Consider the following 2,203-nt stretch of genomic DNA (forward strand, 5'->3'; position numbering starts at 1 on the left):
GGGAATCGAACCCCTGACCTCCTCGATGCGAACGACGCGCGCTACCAACTGCGCTACAGGCCCCAAAACCCAGAGCCGCGATACCGACGGAGTGGTGTGACGTGTGGCTTCGTCAGTTGAGGCCCAGCCGCCAGCACATGATAGCGAGTGCGCCAACGGCCTAGCCCTCGTGATCGGCAAAGATCGGGTTGCAATCTATTGCAGGTACAGGTAGTTGCAACGTTTTTCATATCTACGTCCGAGGAGCGCGCGGCCATAACGGGTCCTGCACTGAGTCAATACCTCGCGTTGAATCGCTGATTCCGGCTGCTCTTATCGCGCCTCTGCTCCCCGAGTATTGCAACGACTGTTGGAAGGGTGTTCCGACACATGGCTCTCGATCAGGTCAGCACTGCCAGCCACGGCGACGCAGCACTCTCGGCACGCTACCACCCGGCGAGCATGGCACCCAGCTCCACTGACGCGTCGGCACCGGGCGACACCGGTGACCGCCGACAGCTCATCGGCCGAGAGCTGTCCCACCCACCGCAACGCACTGAACCGCTGCCAGGACTGATCAACATCAGCGACCCCGTGGTGCCGCGAACGACGTCGGAACTCACGAACCAACCACTCGCAACAAGCTTTCGAGCGTTACCGTGTTCGATTTCATGCGTCTAGTTCTCTGAGGCGGCTGCTCGTCGCCCATGAGCAGGCCTAAGGAGTCGCGACTTATGACGCATGATGTTCCGGAGCAGCGGTGTGTATCCGCGGCTCCACCACCAAACAGAGACCGCAAGGCAAGGGAAGGCAGCCTACGGGCCCAGTCACGTCGGGTAGTCGCCGCTTTCGCGGCCTCTGTTCTAGGCACGGCAGTATTGCTGGCCACGCCGACCTCAGCCACAGCGGCCGAGCTACCGCTTCTGTCAACGCCGTATGTGGCAGTCCCCGAGGGAGAAGCTGCAGGTTACAGCACGACCCTGTACACGGTTTCACCCGACGGGTCTGGCTATTCGCCAGTCGGTACCGTGCCTTACTACTACGCGGCGCTGGCCGGGCGAACTGCCGACGGCTATCTGTATGCCTTTGCGCAGAGCGGTCCATTCTTGGGCCAGATGCTGCGGATCAACGGCGACGGAGTTCCGACGCCTCTCGGCTTCGTACCCGGGATGTGGGGCACAGCCACAGGACAGCCAACCTGGAACGATGATCTAGACCCAACGTTTCAGTTCGCCCTCGGCGGATCCTTCGGAGAGGGGGCGGACGCGGACACCTACTATCTCCAGTATCTGGACGTTGATGGGTTCGTAACCACGACAGTTGGGATCCGGTTCGTTGACGATGTGCCAGAGATCGCCTTCACCTCACCAAACGCCGGCTACTGGGGGAACGACTGGTCCATCCGCGATGGCTATGTGTGGACCATGCAATGCGGCACTGGCGGAGTCCAACGTGCGACCCTTCCTGACGGGACGCTGCAGTCGTTCGGCGGTATCGGAGGCGATGGCAATCCACTTCAGCCGGCAGCCGCTGACCAATGCGAACGCGGTGTGTGGCACTACCCGAACGGAAACATCGCCGGCCTCTCGCATAATGTTGACGATGCCTCGGGCTCTTGGACTGTGATTGCAAGCGTCGAACAAGCGGCTTCGGCAACTCCGATAATCAACCGCGTCGCTTGGGTGCCAGGCGCCGAGGTCTCAGCTTGGTCAAACGCCGCGATCATCGCTCCCCCCTCGGCCGTAGAGGCCGACCTCACTATCGAGAAGACGGCAACGCCGAACGTCCAATCGAATCAAGAGATCGAATATGAGCTGGTCGTAAGCAACCTCAGCGGGTCCACTAGCACTAGTTCAGTTGTCTCGGACACTTTGCCCGCCGGAGTGACTATGTCGCCGAGCCAGGTCCCCAACAACTGCTCTCTGACGGATTCGTTCCTGTCTTGCAATGTCGGATCTCTCGCTGTTGGAGCTTCACAGAGCATTACATACCGGGTTGTCGCCCCCACCGTCTCAGCTCCAACCACGATCACCAACCGAGTGAGCGTTTCGGGGATCGAAACCGACCCGAATCTGTCGAATAACCAGTCGCAGGCCTCGACGATCGTGTCGGATGTCCCGGACAACGGTAATGCGGCGGCGTCGGCGGCGGCGGATGCGAACGGGAACCCGGCAGCGGTTGCTGCGGGGAACGCGGACGCGTCCACCCAGGCCAGCGCGGCAGC

1 protein-coding gene is annotated in these 2,203 nt (G+C 61.3%); it reads left to right on the forward strand.

Annotated elements, in window-relative coordinates:
* Window positions 1-713 precede the first annotated feature (713 nt).
* Window positions 714-2,203: DUF11 domain-containing protein (locus tag ACWGO6_RS19130; RefSeq protein WP_452327687.1), on the forward strand; the 1,490-nt coding region annotated here is incomplete at its 3' end.

It is taken from the genome of Microbacterium sp. NPDC055665 (genome assembly GCF_053618035.1).